Source organism: Burkholderia puraquae (genome assembly GCF_002099195.1).
GTDB lineage: Bacteria > Pseudomonadota > Gammaproteobacteria > Burkholderiales > Burkholderiaceae > Burkholderia > Burkholderia puraquae.
The window spans coordinates 1-15,727 of the sequence record NZ_NBYX01000033.1; the positions used below are offsets into that span (position 1 = coordinate 1).

18 protein-coding genes and 1 pseudogene are annotated in these 15,727 nt (G+C 68.1%); 6 read left to right on the forward strand and 13 right to left on the reverse strand.

Features of this window, described 5'->3' with window-relative positions; genetic code table 11:
• Positions 1 to 730: efflux transporter outer membrane subunit (locus tag B7G54_RS34975; protein ID WP_133059255.1), on the forward strand; the 730-nt coding region annotated here is incomplete at its 5' end.
• A gap of 132 nt (positions 731 to 862) precedes the next feature.
• Here B7G54_RS34975 and B7G54_RS34980 read toward each other — a convergent pair.
• From B7G54_RS34980 to B7G54_RS34990, 3 genes are all read right to left on the reverse strand, one after another.
• Complete coding sequence (locus tag B7G54_RS34980; RefSeq protein WP_085043312.1) at positions 863 to 1,576, reverse strand: dienelactone hydrolase family protein; 714 nt, start codon at positions 1,574 to 1,576, stop codon at positions 863 to 865.
• Positions 1,577 to 1,898: 322 nt separating this feature from the next.
• On the reverse strand, positions 1,899 to 2,210 hold the full coding sequence (locus tag B7G54_RS34985; protein ID WP_043185856.1) for a DUF4148 domain-containing protein: 312 nt from the start codon (positions 2,208 to 2,210) through the stop codon (positions 1,899 to 1,901).
• 322 nt (positions 2,211 to 2,532) lie between these two features.
• On the reverse strand, positions 2,533 to 3,498 hold the full coding sequence (locus B7G54_RS34990; RefSeq protein ID WP_085043259.1) for a GlxA family transcriptional regulator: 966 nt from the start codon (positions 3,496 to 3,498) through the stop codon (positions 2,533 to 2,535).
• Positions 3,499 to 3,712: 214 nt separating this feature from the next.
• Between B7G54_RS34990 and B7G54_RS34995 the strand changes: the two genes are divergently transcribed.
• A complete protein-coding gene (locus B7G54_RS34995; protein WP_085043260.1) occupies positions 3,713 to 4,354 on the forward strand; it encodes an HD domain-containing protein in 642 nt (213 codons plus the stop codon).
• Between the two features lie 179 nt (positions 4,355 to 4,533).
• On the opposite strand, the gene B7G54_RS39435 is transcribed toward B7G54_RS34995, so the two are convergent.
• Together B7G54_RS39435 and B7G54_RS35005 are read right to left on the reverse strand one after the other, a co-directional pair.
• Positions 4,534 to 4,860: a type 2 periplasmic-binding domain-containing protein gene (locus B7G54_RS39435; protein ID WP_208864979.1), complete on the reverse strand. Its 327-nt coding sequence runs from the start codon at positions 4,858 to 4,860 to the stop codon at positions 4,534 to 4,536.
• Positions 4,857 to 5,261, reverse strand: coding sequence for a hypothetical protein (locus B7G54_RS35005; protein WP_244289474.1), 405 nt, complete (start codon positions 5,259 to 5,261; stop codon positions 4,857 to 4,859). Before B7G54_RS35005 ends, B7G54_RS39435 begins: the two co-directional genes overlap by 4 nt.
• Before the next feature lie 163 nt (positions 5,262 to 5,424).
• Here B7G54_RS35005 and B7G54_RS35010 point away from each other — a divergent pair, with 163 nt between their 5' ends.
• The gene (locus B7G54_RS35010; RefSeq protein WP_133059256.1) at positions 5,425 to 5,727 is read left to right on the forward strand and encodes a hypothetical protein; all 303 of its coding nucleotides are present in this window, start codon (positions 5,425 to 5,427) and stop codon (positions 5,725 to 5,727) included.
• Positions 5,728 to 5,807: 80 nt separating this feature from the next.
• Here B7G54_RS35010 and sctT read toward each other — a convergent pair.
• The 8 genes and pseudogenes from sctT to B7G54_RS35050 form a co-directional block, all read right to left on the reverse strand.
• A pseudogene (gene sctT / locus B7G54_RS35015) lies at positions 5,808 to 6,605 on the reverse strand (type III secretion system export apparatus subunit SctT); the annotation flags it as partial.
• A 75-nt stretch (positions 6,606 to 6,680) separates the two neighbouring features.
• Entirely contained in the window at positions 6,681 to 7,187 is a 507-nt protein-coding gene (locus B7G54_RS35020) for a type III secretion protein HrpB7 (protein WP_085043263.1), read from the reverse strand.
• On the reverse strand, positions 7,184 to 8,512 hold the full coding sequence (sctN, locus tag B7G54_RS35025; RefSeq protein ID WP_085043264.1) for a type III secretion system ATPase SctN: 1,329 nt from the start codon (positions 8,510 to 8,512) through the stop codon (positions 7,184 to 7,186). The genes B7G54_RS35020 and sctN overlap by 4 nt, the downstream gene beginning before the upstream one ends.
• On the reverse strand, positions 8,509 to 9,225 hold the full coding sequence (gene sctL, locus B7G54_RS35030; protein WP_085043265.1) for a type III secretion system stator protein SctL: 717 nt from the start codon (positions 9,223 to 9,225) through the stop codon (positions 8,509 to 8,511). The genes sctN and sctL overlap by 4 nt, the downstream gene beginning before the upstream one ends.
• The gene (locus tag B7G54_RS35035; RefSeq protein WP_085043266.1) at positions 9,210 to 9,884 is read right to left on the reverse strand and encodes a type III secretion protein HrpB4; all 675 of its coding nucleotides are present in this window, start codon (positions 9,882 to 9,884) and stop codon (positions 9,210 to 9,212) included. Before B7G54_RS35035 ends, sctL begins: the two co-directional genes overlap by 16 nt.
• Positions 9,881 to 10,726: a type III secretion system inner membrane ring lipoprotein SctJ gene (gene sctJ / locus B7G54_RS35040; RefSeq protein WP_085043267.1), complete on the reverse strand. Its 846-nt coding sequence runs from the start codon at positions 10,724 to 10,726 to the stop codon at positions 9,881 to 9,883. Before sctJ ends, B7G54_RS35035 begins: the two co-directional genes overlap by 4 nt.
• A gap of 2 nt (positions 10,727 to 10,728) precedes the next feature.
• On the reverse strand, positions 10,729 to 11,145 hold the full coding sequence (locus B7G54_RS35045) for a type III secretion protein HrpB2 (protein WP_072436863.1): 417 nt from the start codon (positions 11,143 to 11,145) through the stop codon (positions 10,729 to 10,731).
• A gap of 13 nt (positions 11,146 to 11,158) precedes the next feature.
• Positions 11,159 to 11,728: an HrpB1 family type III secretion system apparatus protein gene (locus B7G54_RS35050; RefSeq protein WP_085043268.1), complete on the reverse strand. Its 570-nt coding sequence runs from the start codon at positions 11,726 to 11,728 to the stop codon at positions 11,159 to 11,161.
• A 235-nt stretch (positions 11,729 to 11,963) separates the two neighbouring features.
• Between B7G54_RS35050 and sctU the strand changes: the two genes are divergently transcribed.
• The 3 genes from sctU to sctP are packed head-to-tail and all read left to right on the forward strand — an operon-like array spanning position 11,964 to position 15,720.
• Positions 11,964 to 13,046, forward strand: coding sequence for a type III secretion system export apparatus subunit SctU (gene sctU / locus B7G54_RS35055; protein ID WP_085043269.1), 1,083 nt, complete (start codon positions 11,964 to 11,966; stop codon positions 13,044 to 13,046).
• Positions 13,043 to 15,115, forward strand: a complete 2,073-nt coding sequence (gene sctV, locus B7G54_RS35060) for a type III secretion system export apparatus subunit SctV (RefSeq protein ID WP_085043270.1) — start codon at positions 13,043 to 13,045, stop codon at positions 15,113 to 15,115. Before sctU ends, sctV begins: the two co-directional genes overlap by 4 nt.
• Entirely contained in the window at positions 15,112 to 15,720 is a 609-nt protein-coding gene (gene sctP / locus B7G54_RS35065) for a type III secretion system protein SctP (RefSeq protein ID WP_085043271.1), read from the forward strand. The genes sctV and sctP overlap by 4 nt, the downstream gene beginning before the upstream one ends.
• The last annotated feature ends 7 nt before the right edge of the window (positions 15,721 to 15,727 follow it).

The following is a 15,727-nucleotide window of genomic DNA, read 5'->3' on the forward strand; positions in this document are numbered from 1 at the left end:
GCCGGACGATCTGCCGGCGGGCATGCCGCTCGACGCGCAGAACCTGCTGACGGATGTGCCGGCAGGCCTTCCGTCGGACCTGCTGACGCGTCGCCCCGACGTGATGCAGGCCGAGCAGACGCTGCTGGCTGCGAATGCGAACATCGGTGCGGCACGGGCGGCGTTCTTCCCGAAGATTTCGCTGACGGGCGCGTTCGGCACCGGAAGCCCGACGCTCGGCGGCCTGTTCAAGGCCGGTACGGCGGCGTGGTCGTTTGCGCCGCAGATCACGATGCCGATCTTCGAGGGCGGCCAGAACATCGCGAACCTGAACCTTGCGCACGTGCAGAAGCGTATCGAGATCGCCAACTACGAGAAGGCGATCCAGTCGGCGTTCCGCGAAGTGTCGGACGGCCTTGCCGCACGCGGCACGTACGACCAGCAGATCGCGGCGCTGGAGCGCAACGAGCACGCGCAGCAGCGACGCTTCGACCTGTCGGACCTGCGCTACAAGAACGGCGTGGACAGCTACCTGTCGGTGCTGACCGCGCAGACGGACCTGTACTCGGCGCAGCAGACGCTGATCAGCGCACGCCTGGCACGCTGGACCAACCTGGTCACGCTGTACCGTGCACTGGGTGGCGGCTGGATCCAGCGCGCGGGCGAAACGCCGCGCGCGTCGGATGCACCGGTCGACTACGACAAGGCGGCCGCGCCGGCTTCCGCGTCGGCAGCGGCGACGAACGGGTAAGCACGACAAAGGGCCGGCGCAAGCCATTACCCCTGTTCGCATAGCCTGCGCTACGCGAAAACGAAAACGCCACGGACGAGAATCCGTGGCGTTTCCTTTTACGCAGCCGCCCGCGTTGGAAGCGGCGCTACGTTACCCCTGCTTGTCCCAAAGCGTGCGGCCGAAGAACGTCAGCGTGCGATCCCATGCGATTTGCGACCACACCGGATCGAACTGCGTGCCGGCAATGCGGCCGGGGCCGACGGCCGTTTCGTTCGCGAACGCATGATGCGCGAGATAGCGATGGAATTCGAAACCGACCTTCGCATCGGCCAGCTTCTTCTCGAGCGCATCGACCTGGTCGATCGTAAAGAAAGCGTCCTGCGTGCTCCAGTGGCCCATCAGCGGCACCTTGAGTTTCGCCGGCTCGATGTAGTCGAGCGGCGGCAGGCCGTACCACGTGACGCCCGCGTCCGCATCGGCGAACTGCAGCGACAGCAGCGTGAGTGCGCCGCCCATGCAGTAACCCGTCACGCCGACACGCGAGGCAAGCGTCTTCAGATATGTCACCGCACCAGGAATGTCCTGCGAGGCCGCGTCGCCGAAATCGAGCCCGGTCATCAGGTGGTGCGCTTCCTCTTCCTCGACCGTCGACTTGCCGCGATACAGGTCGGGCACGAGCGCGAAGTAGCCGCAGCGTGCGAGGCGATCCGCGACGCCGCGGATCTGGTCGTTCAGCCCCCACCATTCCTGGATGACGACGACCGCGGGCGCGCCTTCGGTCCTGGCCGGCGTGGCGAGATAGCCCTGCAGTTCCTGGCCGTCCGGGCGTCGAAACGTGATCATGGAACCGGATGTTTGAGACATGAAACCGCTCCTTTTCGAAAAATGCGATGCATGCGGCATCGGAGCCGGCGTGCGGGCGCGGCGACGATCGGGCAAGCCGGGCGTCGTGGTTCCGCTCGCGTTCGTTTCGGCCGGCGCCGACCACGCGGCCATTCTATGCGCAAATACCGGCGGCCGGCGTGAACGGCGCCGTGCGCCATGTGATCCGCAAGATCGCATCGATCGAGGCGCGCGATCCGTTCCGGGAGCGGACGACCGGAAAGCAAACACCCCGCCCCGATGAACGGGAGCGGGGTGTTCCGTTTGCCGCCCGCGTATCGGCATACGCGGGCGCGTGCCTGGCTTACTGGCCGAAATACACGGAGTCGCGGCCTTCCTGCTTGACCGCGATCGCGCGGCCGGCGCGCACGCCGGCCGCGGCTTGCGCGCCGTAGCCGGTTTCATCGGCGTTCGTCACGCGAGCCTGTGCGGTTTGCAGCGCGCGCGGGTAGTACTGATCGGAGACTTCGGGCTTGTAGCCGGCCTGCTCCAGCTGGACGAGTTCCGCGCGCACCTGGGCACGCGTCAGCTGGCCCGACGGGTTCGATTGTGCGAATGCGCCGTACGAGGCGGACAGGGCGGTTGCGGCGACGACAGCGTAGATGAACGACTTCATGATGACCTCCGGTTTCATTGATTTCGCGCTTCGCGTGTTGCGTTCAGCGGTTGATTGCATCGTAGCGATCACGTTACCGGTCGGAAATACGCGTTCCAGCGAATAATTGTTGCAACTGAGTAAACGATATACGCAGGTGGGCGTTTTGTCTGATGATTGCGAGTCTGTCCCGCGCTTGACAGCGACTTCGTTCGGATGAGGCTACCGGTCGGGCGAAGTCGCCGATTGGCCAGCGTCCGCGCAACGATGGGTTAGATCGTGTTCCGAAGTATTTGAGCGGGGCGGTTGACGTCGTCCGTGCCGTATCGCGCGCACTGCCGTGTCACTCGGCCAGGACCGCCTGCCGTTTCCGGTATTCGGCCGGCGTGATTCCGACGTGCCGGGTGAATGACCGCCTGAGCGTATCGACATTTGCGAAGCCGCATTTCGCAGCGACCTGCTTCGGCGTGTCGTGGCCGTTCTCGAGCAAGTGGCGGGCTGCCGAAATGCGGGTCGCCTCGACCCATGCGGCCGGTGTCATGCCGACTTCCGCGCGGAACAGCCGTGCGAAGTGGCGCGGGCTCATGCCCGCATGCTTCGCCATCTCCGCTACCGAATGCTCGAGTTCCGGATTCGCCGCGATCCAGCGCTGGACCTCCTGCAGCACCGAACGCCCGGCGGGGCGCGCCTCGCCCTTGCGGCTGAACTGGAGTTGCCCGCCCGGGCGCTTGAAGAACATGACCAGTTGCGCGGCGACGCGCCGCGCGATCTCGCGGCCGAGATCTTCCTCGACCAGTGCGAGCGCGAGATCGAGCCCGGCCGTGACGCCGGCGCCGGTGCGCAGCTTGCCGTCGCGCACGTACAGCGCGTCCGCGTCGACGGCGAGCGACGGATAGGCTTCGGCAAGCGCATCGGCGGCAGCCCAGTGCGTGGTCAGGTGACGCCCTTTCAGCAGGCCGGTGGCCGCGAGGATGAACGCGCCGGTGCAGATCGAGCCGTAGCGCTTGCTCTGCACGGCCGCCGCTCGCAGCCACGCGAGGACGTCGGTGCGCAATGCGATCCGGCCGGCGCTTGGCGCACCGGCGACCAGCAACGTGTCGATGCGCTCGGGAATGTCGGGAACGATCCAGTCGGGCAGCAATTGCGCACCGGACGAACTGCGGATCGGGCCGGACTCGCTCGCAATGATCCGCAACGTATAGAACGGCTTCCCGCATTCGGCGTTCGCTTGCGCGAAGACGTCGAGCGGTGCGGATACATCGAGCAGTTGAACGCCGGGAACGGCGAAAATTCCCACGACCTTCGGCATGATCGATTGCGTGTTGTGTCGAACGTGACGGATAGCAGTATAGAGGTGCCAGCCGTGCAAGGCGCGGGCGGCAGACCCTGTTTTCGGCGTTCGTTTTGCCGCGCGGGCACCGTGTCCGTCCGTCGCGAAAAATGGCAGGATTTGACGTAGCACGTCTATTGAAGCCAGCTATCGGACTCCGGAGAATCAGGGGTGTTTTCAATGGAGGTCGATCATGACTGAGAACGTTGCAGGCATCACCATTCCCGATAGCCAACTGACGCGCGAGATCACCGAGCTCGTTCGCGATACCGCGTCTTCGCTGCTGTTCCATCATTCCAGCCGAGTCTTCTATTTCGCGGCGCTCGCGGGCCAGCGGCACGGGCTCGAATACGATCCCGAACTGCTCTACTGCGGTTGCATGTTCCATGACATGGGGCTCACGCACAAACACAGCAGCGCGTGCGAGCGTTTCGAGGTGGACGGTGCCAACGCCGCCCGCGATTTCCTGACGGGCAAGGGTATCCCGCAGCAGGATATCGATGTCGTATGGACTTCGATCGCACTGCATACTACGCCGGGTATCCCGCAGCACATGCATCCGGTGATCGCGCTCGTTACCGCGGGCGTCGAGATGGACGTGCTGGGCCTGACGTACCCGGAATACAGCGACGTCGAGCGCGAGGCCGTCGTTCGCGCGCATCCGCGTACGCCGCACTTCAAGGAAGACATCATTCAGGCGTTCTACGACGGGATCAAGCACAAGCCCGACACGACGTTCGGCAACGTGAAGGCTGACGTGCTTGCAGACAAGGATCCGCATTTTCGCGCCGGAAATTTCTGCAGCGTGATCCGGTCGTCCGCGTGGGCGGGCTGATTGCCCGCGGTACGGCGCACGATACCGGGTACTGCGCGGAGATCGTGCGCGCAATGTGAATCGTGGTTCCTCAATTGTTCAGGATGGCGGTACGGCATCGGTCGCATCGACGGCGAAAAGGTACCCGTTCAATCGGTTGTCGTGGGCCACGACGCGACCCAGCCACTTATCGCGGTCGGCTACTCGACTACGCAGTCGAATTCGGCGGGGATGGGTGGCGTCGTCGTGCCTTCGTGCCGGTGATCGCACATCGGTTTGCATAGCACTGTTGCGCGGTTCTGCGTTATCTCGTCGGAATGCGAGCGCAGGCTGTCATCGGGCGCGAACGTGATGCCGGCGCCGGCCAGCGCGAGACGCAGCATCAGGCGCAAATCGCTCGTCGTCAGTTGCGGCTCGACTGCGACGTCGAAAGGACGGCCGTTTTCCACGAACTTCAACACCAGCGCCTCGGCCCCGCGGGACGGGGCGGCGAGGCGGCGCGCCGCGTGACGCATCGAATGCGTCATTCGTGCGTCGTGCGCGTCGGAGAAGGCAGCGTCGCGAATTCCTGATGCAGGCTCGCCGACGCGGCCACGGAGATTTTCGGATCCGGATTTTTCCGGGCCGTCTCGAAATCGCGCGCGGGCCCGACGGTCATCGAAGCCACGGCGTTGATCGCCGAACCGGCCGCGGTGATCGCGGCGTCGCGATACTCTCCGCGCTGCAAATGCTCGACCGCGTCTTTGCCGAACGACTTGCTTTCCTCCATGTGCGCGCCCGTATGCGACTGCGTGCCTTGCGCGAGGCCGTTGAGATTGCCCACCACGCTATTGTGCGAGCCTTCCGTGATGCCGTACTGGCCGTGCTGCAGCACCGAGCTGACCCCAAACACGGCCGCCGAATAGTACGTCGCGTCCGGTTTCTCCATATGGCTGGCCGCCTGTTGCGTTACGTCGTTGCGGCGTGTATGCGGCGTCGACAGATTGCTCAGTCCGCTCAGCGTCGCGCCGCCCGTCGGTCGATCGCTCGAACGCCGGGTCGATTGCGAATCGTTGCTCGACGAAGTGGTTGTGGTTTGATTGTCGAGAGACGTGGTGCTGCTGCCGGTGATTTTTGTCATGGTCGGTACCTTTTATCAAGAGGAGGAGAGCGCGTCGGGCGCCGTGGCGCTCGACGGCGAAATCGACGGGCCGCTCCGCCGTCGGAATCGCATGACGGCAACTGCCGATCGACGGAGGGATGATGCGCGTCGCGGCGGGCGTGACGGCTGGATACGCGAAGCGAGCGGCGCGAAAGCGAAACGTCGAGTGCGTGGATCGGAATCTGGTGGGCGCGAGTCGATCGCGTCGCGCAGCGCGCGCTTCTTCCACGACGTCGACGCATCCTTCGCATGAATGCCCGCGTGGAACCGCCCCGAACGTCCGCTATCTCGATGGTGCTCGCCGTGCGAAAGCAGTTGCCCCGCCTATCTGCCGGCCAGTTGCTTCACCTGCTGCGCGAGCCCCGCCAGCGAAATCTGCCCGCGCATCTCGCTCACGAAACTCCCCGCCAGCACCGCGACGATCAGCACTGCGATCACGCCCTTGAGCGGCTGGCTGACCGACATCAGATCGAGCTTCTGCGCCGAGCGCGAGACGAACGCGAGGCCCAGATCGACGAGCAGCAGCATCGCCATCATCGGTGTCGCGATCCGCGCGACCATGTTCATCAGCATGTCGAGCCGCGCCTGCGCGAACATTTCGAGCAGTGGCGCGGGAACCGGGTTGAATGAACCGAGCGGCCACCACGCATACGATTCGTACAGCGCGCCGAGCAGGAACGTCATGCCGCCCAGCATCCAGAACGACGCGATCGTCAGTTGCCCGAGCAGCGTCGCCATCAGCGACGTCTGCGTGCCCGAGCTCGGGTTCTGCATCTGCACGTTGTTGAAGCCGGCGACATCGTCGACGTAGGTGCCGATCGCCTCCGCGGCCCAGAACACTGTGGAGGCCGCGATGCCGAGCACGACCCCGATCACGGCTTCCCTCGCGCAAGCGATCACGAGGAACGCGCCGCGGAGCTGCGGGATCAGCACCTGCTGTCCACATGCGACGAAGAGGCACCAGATCGCGGCCGCGCCGCTGCGCAGCGGGCCTTTCAGCACGTTGTCGGCGGTCGCGGGCAGGATCGTCATGATCACGAGAAGCCGCTCGCTCGACAGCGCGAGCAGCACGATGAAGCCGATGAATTCGTCGCCCAGGTGCTGCAGCGGAAAGATGTCGTAGGTCGTCATGCGCATGTCCAGGGCACGTTCCTGAGAGGTCGAGAATGCATTCGCAGGGCCGGCCGTCATTGGCGGGAACAGGATTCAGGTTGAGGCGCGCACGGCCGCGAGCCGGCGTGCGAGCACGCCTTCCTCGATCTCCTCGTCCTGTACGTCTTCGGCGGCTGCCTCGGCCGCGCACGCGAGCCGCCGGATCCGCTCGCGCACGACGCCGATCTGCGCGTCGTTGCGCGCGATCCGGCGTGCGGTCGCGGCGAGCTGCTCGATCTTGGCCTGCAGCGCCGCATGCAGGCGAGCGCACTGCGCGCTCGCGAGCGTGTGTTCGTCGAGCAGCACGTCGCGATAGCGGCGACACGCCGCATAATCGCCGATCGCAAACGCCGCATGGCCGGCCGCCATCGCGTCGACGCGCGCCGCATAGCGATTCGCCGCATCGAGCTTCGCGTGCGCGTGCGCTTCGCCCTGCGCGAGCTCGGCCGCTGCCGCGTCGCGTTCGGCGCGCTGCGCGGCCTGCTCGGTACGCAGCTTCGCGCCGCGCTGTTCGCGCCGCGCAAGCAGCATCTCGAAGGCGCGCTGTTTCGGGTTCCTCATTGAACGAGCGCGTGCAGCGCGGTGAGTGTCGCGTCGGGCGGCGCGTACTCGTCGGTGCGCTGGTTGAGGAACGTGCGGATCCGGTCGATCTTCGCGACCGCTTCGTCGGCTGCCGCGTCGCTGCCCGCCTGGTATTCGCCGAGCTGCAGCAGCGTTTCGATCTCGCGGTGCTTCGCGAGCAACTGGCGCAGCCGGCCGGCCGCGCCGACGTGCTCGCGCGTCGCGATCTGCGGCATGATCCGTGACAGGCTGCCGAGCACGTCGATTGCCGGATACTGGTTGCGCGCGGCGATCTCGCGCGACAGGATGATGTGGCCGTCGAGAATCCCGCGCACTTCCTCGGCGATCGGGTCGCTGCCCGAATCGTCTTCGGCGAGCACCGTGTAGAGCGCGGTGATCGAGCCTTGCTCGCCCATCCCGGTGCGCTCGAGCAGGCGCGGCAGCTCGGCGAACACGGAAGGCGGGAAGCCGCGTCGCGCGGGCGGCTCGCCGGCCGCGAGGCCGATCTCGCGCCCGGCGCGCGCGAAGCGCGTCAGCGAATCCATCATCAGCAGCACGCGCTTGCCCTGGTCGCGGAAATACTCGGCGATCGCGGTCGCCGCGTACGCGGCCTTCGCGCGCTCGATCGACGAGCGGTCGGACGTCGCGCACACGACCACCGAGCGCGCCATGCCGTCCTCGCCCATGATCAGTTCGACGAACTCGCGCACTTCGCGGCCGCGCTCGCCGATCAGCGCGATCACGTTGATGTCGCACGACGCGCCGCGCGCGAACATCCCGAGCAGCGTGCTCTTGCCGACGCCGGCTGGCGCGAAGATCCCCATCCGCTGGCCTTCGCCGAGCGTGATCAGGCCGTCGACGATCCGCACGCCGGTCGCGAGCGACGCGTCCACCATCCGCCGCGACATCGGGTTCGGCGGCGGTGCGAGCACGGGGCGCAGCGCGTCGTAGTCGAGCGGGCCGCGCCCGTCGATCGGCTCGCCGAAGCTGTCAATCACGCGGCCGAGGATGCCGTTGCCGACCTTCACCGACAGCGGCCGCCGCAAGCCGATCACGCGCGTGCCGCGATTGATCTCGCCGAGCGTGCCGAACGGCGACAGCAGTGCGACGTTGCGCGTGAAGCCGACGACTTCCGCATGCTGGAGCAGCGCGCCCGACGCGCTGCGCAGCTCGCACAGCTCGCCGAGCGTCGCTTCGAGGCCGACGACGCGCACGAGCGTGCCGATCACCTCGAGCACCTTGCCCGTCATGCCGACGGCAGGCTCGATCGCAAGCCGCGCGGCCATCGCGTCGGCGACGCGGGACAAATCGGTCAGTGCGTTCATGGGCGGCTCGCGTCGTCGAGTGCGCGGCCGAGCGCCGCGCGGATCGCGTTCAGTTGCGTGTCGAGGCTCGCGTCGACGGTGCCGAAGTCGGATTCGCACACGCAGGTGCCGCGCGCGACGCGCGGCTCGACGACGACCTCGACCGGCACGTTGCGTCCTTGCCGGCGCCATGCATCGGCAAGCAGCCCGAACTGCTCGCGCGCGATGTCGTAATCGGCGTCGCACACGCGCACCGTCAGATAGCTTGCGCCGGAGACGACACGCTCGACCGTTTCCGCCGCGCGCGCGAACAGACCCCGCGCGTCCTCCGCGCGCACCATCTGCTGGACGGCCGCGGCGACGAGATCCGCGAGCCGTTCGCGCATTTTGTCGCGCACGCGCCGCTCCTGCTCGAACGAGTCGGCCGCCTTCGCGTGCCAGTCGGCGATCGCCTGCGCGCGGCCCGTGTCGTAGCCGCGCGCATATGCGCCGTCGTGCTCGCGCCGCGCGGCTTCGACGAGCGCGCCGGCCTGCGCACGCGCGTCGGCGCCGATCCGTTCGGCTTCGTCGCGGGCCGCGTGCAGCACGGCGTCGCGTTCGGCCGCGAGCGCGTCGAGCGCGGCGTCGAGCGCCTGAACCGTCTCGAACGCGTCGCGTCGCAGCACGCCGTGCGGCACATCGAAGCAGAGATCCTCGGCGAGCGGAATCTGCCGGTTTTTCAGCCAAAAAGCCATGACCACTCCGGAAACAGCGACGGCAGGCGCGCGAGCAGCGTCGCGCCGCCCGCGTCCGCCGCCGCGCGTTCGATCCACGGCGGGCGCGCGGTGTCGCGCGGCAACGCGTGGCGCACGATGCGCATCGGCCCCGCCGGCGCCCAGGCACGTTCGCGTTCGAACAGGCACCAGCCTTCCCACGCGATGTCGTCGCCGGACAGTTGCGCGAGCGGCACGACCGGTTCGCGGCGATCGAGATCGCGCGCGAGCGGCGCGTCGGGCAACGCCGCGAGCGCTTTGCAGCCGTCGGCGCCGACCCAGCCGGCGAGCCGCTCGCGGCTCGCACGGTCGATCCAGTGGCGCAGCTCGGTGCGCCGGCACAGCAGCGCACGCACGCGCAGCAGCCGCAGCGTGTCGGCGACCGGCAGCGCGGCGAGCCGGTCAGCACGCGCATCGAAACCGTCGAGCGACGGCGACGTCGCCCCAAGCGTGCGCAACAGCAGCAGCGAGCACGCGGCGCGCAGCGCGGGCGCATGCGCGCGCGTCGTCGCGACGAGCGGTGCGAGCGCGCCATGCCAGCTCGCGTGAACCCAGTCGGCCGCGCGTCGCGCGTTCGCGTCGTAGCCGGCGAGCCACGCGGCCCGTGCCGTGACGCTTGCGATCGGCGTACCGCCGCTCATCGCGCGCCGGCCTGTTGAGGCGCGGCCGCGGCCTGCGCGTCGTTGCCGCCGCGCAGCCGTGCAGCCAGCCCGCCCCCGTCCGCGCCGCCGTGCTTGCGCGCGCGCCACCACAGCACGCCGCCCGCGGCCGCGAGCGCGACGCACACGAGGAGGGCGATCAGGAGGCCGACGAGCGTCGCACCGCCGGACTTCTGCGCGCTCGGCTGCGCGGCCGACACGAGATCGACCGGATCGGCGGCGACCGACGTGACGCTCACTTCGTCGTACGTCAGCCCTTCGACGCTATGGACGACGAGGTTCTTGATCTGCGGCGTCAGCGTCGCGAGATTCGCGTTCGGCCGATACTTGATGAACACCGACGCCGACGACGGCTTCGCGACCTGTGCGAGCGGATCGTTGTTCGGCAGCACGATGTGCACGCGCGCGACGACGACCCCGTCAATTTTCGACAGCGTGTCCGACAGCTCCTGCGACACGCCATAGATGAATCGCACGCGCTCCTCGGTCGGCGTCGACACGAGGCCGTCCTTCTTGAACAGCGCGCCGAGATCGTCGTAGCGCGTTGCGGGCAGCCCGCGCGCGCGCAGCACTTCCATCGCCTTGACGATCTGCTTGTCGTCGACGGCGAGCGTCCACGTCTTGCCGCCGTCGGGCGTCTTCTTCTGCGCGTCGACACCGTTCTGGAGCAGCGCGGCCATCATCTCGTTGCAGTCGCGCTCGGCGAGGCCGCCGTACAGCTCCTGCTGGCAGCCGGCGACGAGCGCCACGCACGCGAGCAGCGCGGCAAGCCGGGCCGCGCGGCGGCCGCCGCCGGCGGCGATCGGGGAGAGGAGTCGTTCCATGGTCACTGGTTCTTCATCAGGGAGCCGATCGCGTCTTTCGTCGACGTGACGACGCCCATCTTCGCCTGCAGGTCGATCTGCATCGCGGTCGCCTCGGCCGACGCCTGGATCGACGCCGCGAACATCTGGTTCATCGACAGTTCGTCCGCGTGCTGGCTCAGGTAGGCAGAGTTGTCGAGCACCTGCTTGATCGCGGCGTCCGACGTCTCGACGAGCTTCGACACGGCGCTTGCTTCGCGCGAATGCGCGACGGGCGGCGTCGGCGTGGCGTTCGACATCAGCGCCTGGAAACGGCTGGCGACGTCGGCCGGGACGTCGGGCGTCGGCGCGGCGGTCGCGCCGGCTGGCGCCGCCGCCGCGTCGGAGAACGCGACGTCGAGCGCGCGGGTCAGGTCGACCGGGGAAAGCGGGGCATTCATGCGGGCCTCCTCGTCAAAGACGCAGATATTGCTGATGCGCGAACGCGGCCTGCGCATCGAAGCCGCCGGCCGGGTTCGCGGCCTGAGCATCGGGCGTGTCGCCGTTGGCCGCCGCGGCCGATTCAGGAAGCTCCCAGACACCCGTGCGATCCGCGTGTTCCTTCGCGAGGATCACGTCGTGCTGCCGCTCGAGCGCGCGCACGAGCGCGACCGCCTGCGCGGGGCTGCCGGCCGCGAGCACCTCGTCGGCGGCGATCCGCCATTCCGGATCGCGCTTCAGTTGCAGCGCGAACGCGAGCAGCGCCTTGCCGTAGATCGTGTTCGTCGTGCCGTTCGCGATCTCCGCGAACACGCGCACCGCGTCGTCGAAGTTGCCGAGCGCGACGTGCAGCATGCCGTCGAACATGTCGGCGGCGGGCAGTTGCGGCGCGAGCACGCGCAGCGCGTCGATCAGTAGGCCCATGTCGTAGGGATCGGCGGCCGGGCCGTCGAGCGCGCCGCCGAGCGCGAGGCTCGCGGCGTCGATCAGTTCGTTCAGCGCCGCTTGGTTGCATCGCAGATAGGTCGGCCGGGATTCGTCCATGGTGTGCGCTCCGTGTCGCCGCGCGAGCGGCGCATGTCGTTGAGGAAATGGCGTATGGAGCGCAAGGTAGCAGCGCGCCGCGCCCGCCCGGCCGCCGATGCGAAGTGCGCGCGCGCGAGGCGAAGCGCCACACGCGCTTCGCGCGGGACGGCGCCGCTTCGGGTCGGCGCGCGCCGCCGCCGCCGCGTGCCGCTAACGTACGCGCCATGTCCGACTCTCGACAGGAACGGCGGCGATGGCCGAAGAGAAAACCGAAGAACCCTCCGAACGGAAGCTGAAGAAGGTCCGCGAGAAGGGCCAGGTCGCAAAGAGCAAGGACGTAGCGGACGCGGTGACGCTGGCCGCCGCGATCGGCGTGCTGACGGCGGGTGAATCGATGCTAACCGGCGGCCTGTCGCGCACGATCCGCACCGCACTCGATTTCGTGAATGGCGAACGCACGCCGCAGGCGACGCTGTCCGCGCTGCACGACCTCGCCGCGAGCGCCGCGCTGACGATGCTGCCGTTCGTCGTCGCCGCGATCGTCGCGGGCATCGTGTCGCAGGCGCCGCAGGCGGGTTTCATGATCACGCTCGAGCCCGTGATGCCGAAGTTCGATGCGATCAATCCGATGGCGGGCATCAAGAAGATCTTCTCGATGAAGTCGCTGCTCGAGCTCGTGAAGATGATCGTCAAGGCGGTCGTGCTCGCGTGCGTGATCTGGAAGATGATGATGTCGCTGTTTCCGCTGGTCGTCGCGAGCGTGTACGAGGCGACGCCGCAGTTGTCGCGCGTGCTGTGGACCGTGCTGATGAAGCTGCTCGGCGTCGTCGCGCTCGTCGTCACGGTGTTCGCGGCGGCCGACTACAAGATCGCGCGCATGATGTTCATGCGCGACAACCGGATGACGAAGGAAGAGGCGAAGCGCGAGAACAAGGAGAGCGAGGGCGATCCGCACACGAAGGGCGAGCGCCGCCGGCTCGCGCGCGAGATCGCGACCAGCGCACCGGCGCGGCAGAAGGTCGGTCAGGCGAACGTGCTCGTCGTCAACCCGACGCATTACGCAATTGCGATCCGCTATGCGCCCGACGAGTATCCGCTGCCGCGGGTGATAGAGAAAGCCGTCGACGACGGCGCGCTCGCGCTGCGCCGCCACGCGCACGCGCTCGGCGTGCCGATCGTCGGCAATCCGCCCGTCGCGCGCGCACTGTATCGCGTCGAGCGCGACGCGGCGATTCCCGAAGAACTGTTTGAAACGGTGGCCGCGATCCTGCGCTGGGTCGAGTCGGTCGCGGGCGCGCGCACCGACGCCGCCGTTCCCTCCGAGAGGTCGTCATGACGCTGAAAACCCTCAAACTCCCCGCCGGCGGCGAGGTCGGCATCACGGCGCTGGTCGTCGCGATCGTCTCGCTGATGATCCTGCCGCTGCCACCCGAGGTGATCGACGTGCTGCTCGGCATCAACATCGCGATCAGCGTCACGCTGCTGATGGTGACGATGTACGTCGGCAGCATCGTGTCGCTGTCGGTGTTTCCGTCGGTCCTGCTGTTCACGACGCTGTACCGGCTGTCGCTGAACATCGCGTCGACGAAGTCGATCCTGCTGCACGCGAACGCGGGCGACATCATCGAGAGCTTCGGCGAGCTCGTCGTCGGCGGCAATCTCGTCGTCGGCCTCGTCGTGTTCCTGATCATCACGACCGTGCAGTTCATCGTGATCGCGAAGGGCTCGGAGCGCGTTGCCGAAGTCGGCGCGCGCTTCACGCTCGACGCGATGCCCGGCAAGCAGATGAGCATCGACGCGGACCTGCGCGCGAACATCCTGACGCCCGACGAGGCGCGCCGCAAGCGCGCGACGCTCGCGAAGGAGAGCCAGTTGCACGGCGGGATGGACGGGGCGATGAAGTTCGTCAAGGGCGACGCGATCGCGGGGCTCATCATCACGCTCGTCAACATCGTCGCAGGCATCGCGATCGGCGTGATGTATCACGGGATGACGGCCGGCGAAGCGGCGAACCGCTTCTCGATCCTGTCGGTCGGCGACGCGATGGTGTCGCAGATTCCGTCGCTGCTGATCTCGGTCGCGGCCGGCGTGATGATCACGCGCGTCGCGGACGATCACGACGAAGGCGAAGGCACGTCGCTTGGCTCCGAGATCGCGAAGCAGCTCGGCGGCAGCTTTCGCGCGCTGTACTTCGCGTCGGTGCTGCTGATCGGCTTCGCGGCGGTGCCGGGCTTTCCGGCGGCGCTGTTCGTGCTGCTGTCGGCGATTCTCGCGTTTTCCGGCTACCGGCTGCAGAAGGGCGCGCGCCGCACGACCGCGCGCGGCGAGCCGGTGATCGCGCTGCAGCGCGCGGGTGCGAAAGGCAGCACGCCGTCGATCCTGCCGCGCGCGCCGCTCTTCACGTGCGCGATCGGCGTGCGGGTGTCGCCGGATCTCGTCGCGCGGCTCGCGCCCGCCGCGCTCGATCGCGCGTTCGACGAGGAGCGAGCGAAGCTGCAGGAAGAGCAGGGGCTGCCGTTTCCCGGCATCACGCTGTGGACCAGCGACGCGCTGCCCGAAGCGACGTGCGAGATCCTGATGCGCGACGTGCCGCAGACGCGGCTCGAATTGCCGGCCGACCAGACGATGCTGCCCGACGCGGCGTCGGACCCGGCGCTCGCCGGCCGCTGCACGAAGCGCGGCCCGGCGGGCGGGCTCGCCGAGAGCTACTGGATCGACGACAAGGCGGTGCCGGCCGGCGCGCGCGCATGGCGTGCCGAGCAGGTGATCGCGCAGGAGACGATCGCGCTGTTGCGACGCAACGCGCATCTGTTCCTCGGCATCCAGGAAACCCAATGGATACTCGACCAGCTCGGAACCGACTATCCGGGGCTCGTCGCCGAAGTGCAGAAGGCGCTGCCGACGCAGCGGATCGCCGACGTGCTGCGTCGCCTGCTCGAAGAGCACATCCCGATCCGCAACGCGCGCGACATCATGGAGAGCCTCGTCGCGTGGGGGCCGAAGGAGAAGGACATGCTGATGCTTGCCGAATACGTGCGCGGCGACCTGTCGCGCTATCTCGCGTATCGCGCGGCGCGCGGCGCGCGGCAACTGCCGGCCGTGCTGCTTGATCTGCCGGTCGAGCAGCATATCCGGCAATCGATCAAGCAGACGCCCGCGGGCAACTTCCTCGCGCTGCCGCCCGAGCAGGTCCGCTATCTCGTTGACAGCGTCGCGTCGTTCGTCGGCGAGACACCGCGCGACGACGTCGTGCTCGTCACGTCGATGGACGTGCGCCGCTACACGCGACGGATGATCGAGGCGCGGCTCGGCTGGCTGCCCGTCTACTCGTATCAGGAGCTCGGCGACCAGGTCGAATTGAAGCCGGCCGGCCGTGTGACGATGCCGGCTGCGGCTCACGCATGAGCGCCGCCGATCTGAGGCCCGTGCGAATCATTGCGGGCGAGCCTGCCGCCGTGCCGGACGGCGCGTGCGCGTCACGCACGGCGCGGCGCGGCTTCGACTATGCGCAACTGATGCGGCGCGTGCGCGTTGCGCCGGCCGGCGAGCGCGGCGCGGCCGACGACGAGTGGCGACACGACGCGTCGATGCCCTGGCACGACGGCGCGATGCCGTCGTTCGAACGCGATCCGGCCGCGCCGCCGGACGCGGCCGGGCGCGAAGCAATGGCGCGCGCGTGCGCAGGCTCCAATGCGTTCGTCAATCAGGTGTTCGCGCAACGCGAGCGGATGGTGCGCGTCGCCGAGGCGCTCGTGGCCGAGATTGCGGCGCTGTGCGGCGACGACGCGTCGGGCCACTGGGAGATCAGCCTGCCGCTCGACGCCGCGCTGCTGCCGGACACGGTGCTGCACCTCGTTCTTTCGCGTTTCGACTTGCGGCTTCGGTTCGAGACGCCGGACGCGGCGACGCGGCACTTACTCTGCACGCATGGCGCAACGCTGCACGCGCGACTCGACACGCTGCTCGCCCATCGCGGCGCGCCGCGCCTGATCGAGATCGACGTCGGCTGAGCGCCCG

Coding starts and splice junctions, on each gene's coding strand:
- B7G54_RS34980 (WP_085043312.1), bottom strand. CDS start 1,576: ATGTCTCAAACATCCGGTTCCATGATCACGTTTCGACGCCCGGACGGC.
- B7G54_RS34985 (WP_043185856.1), bottom strand. CDS start 2,210: ATGAAGTCGTTCATCTACGCTGTCGTCGCCGCAACCGCCCTGTCCGCC.
- B7G54_RS34990 (WP_085043259.1), bottom strand. CDS start 3,498: ATGCCGAAGGTCGTGGGAATTTTCGCCGTTCCCGGCGTTCAACTGCTC.
- B7G54_RS34995 (WP_085043260.1), top strand. CDS start 3,713: ATGACTGAGAACGTTGCAGGCATCACCATTCCCGATAGCCAACTGACG.
- B7G54_RS39435 (WP_208864979.1), bottom strand. CDS start 4,860: ATGACGCATTCGATGCGTCACGCGGCGCGCCGCCTCGCCGCCCCGTCC.
- B7G54_RS35005 (WP_244289474.1), bottom strand. CDS start 5,261: ATGGAGAAACCGGACGCGACGTACTATTCGGCGGCCGTGTTTGGGGTC.
- B7G54_RS35020 (WP_085043263.1), bottom strand. CDS start 7,187: ATGAGGAACCCGAAACAGCGCGCCTTCGAGATGCTGCTTGCGCGGCGC.
- sctN (WP_085043264.1), bottom strand. CDS start 8,512: ATGAACGCACTGACCGATTTGTCCCGCGTCGCCGACGCGATGGCCGCG.
- sctL (WP_085043265.1), bottom strand. CDS start 9,225: ATGGCTTTTTGGCTGAAAAACCGGCAGATTCCGCTCGCCGAGGATCTC.
- B7G54_RS35035 (WP_085043266.1), bottom strand. CDS start 9,884: ATGAGCGGCGGTACGCCGATCGCAAGCGTCACGGCACGGGCCGCGTGG.
- sctJ (WP_085043267.1), bottom strand. CDS start 10,726: ATGGAACGACTCCTCTCCCCGATCGCCGCCGGCGGCGGCCGCCGCGCG.
- B7G54_RS35045 (WP_072436863.1), bottom strand. CDS start 11,145: ATGAATGCCCCGCTTTCCCCGGTCGACCTGACCCGCGCGCTCGACGTC.
- B7G54_RS35050 (WP_085043268.1), bottom strand. CDS start 11,728: ATGGACGAATCCCGGCCGACCTATCTGCGATGCAACCAAGCGGCGCTG.
- sctU (WP_085043269.1), top strand. CDS start 11,964: ATGGCCGAAGAGAAAACCGAAGAACCCTCCGAACGGAAGCTGAAGAAG.
- sctV (WP_085043270.1), top strand. CDS start 13,043: ATGACGCTGAAAACCCTCAAACTCCCCGCCGGCGGCGAGGTCGGCATC.
- sctP (WP_085043271.1), top strand. CDS start 15,112: ATGAGCGCCGCCGATCTGAGGCCCGTGCGAATCATTGCGGGCGAGCCT.